Genomic DNA, 505 nt, shown 5'->3' on the forward strand with positions numbered 1-505 from the left:
GCCCCTAAAACAGCCACGAGCTGGACGCTGGGCGTTAGGGGGCACATGAACGCCGTTTGATTCTTGGCAGTAGTCAAGTCTGTCGCGGCAAAGCATTGAATTCTATGAGCGCCCTCCAAAAGGCCTCGTTGGGCGCGGCTCCAAACGGGTCGCGTCCCGCCTCAGCAGATTGGCCCAAGGTTCGCGGTGACATCTCGCTGCGGAAGCTGGAAGACGCACAGCTCGCTCCATCTGCCGGACGAGTTCTCAATTTGGGCGACGGAGTTGCATTGCGCCTCCAAGGCGAGGCCTTGTTCAAGCCGAAGGCGCAATACTTTCGCGGCCTCGTCGGCGTCGGCGGCACTTCCATGCGCAACGGTGAGATGCGGGATGACGCCCTGGTGTTCGCCAGCATACGGCCGATAGTCCGGGAAGGCTTCGGTCAACGCGTGCGTCATCGCGATGAATGGCTCCGCAGGATCAGGCTCTAGGCAGGCTGTTGTGGGAAATCGGCCGACCGAGGAGA

1 protein-coding gene is annotated in these 505 nt (G+C 61.4%); it reads right to left on the reverse strand.

Annotated features, from left to right (window positions below; all coding sequences use genetic code 11):
* Window positions 1-161 precede the first annotated feature (161 nt).
* Window positions 162-505 (reverse strand): 2'-5' RNA ligase family protein (locus CVH10_RS17180; protein ID WP_146142973.1); only part of this gene is annotated, 344 nt, incomplete at its 5' end.

The sequence above is a fragment of the Halomonas sp. ND22Bw genome (genome assembly GCF_003011945.1).
Taxonomy (GTDB): Bacteria; Pseudomonadota; Gammaproteobacteria; order Pseudomonadales; family Halomonadaceae; genus Halomonas; species Halomonas halophila.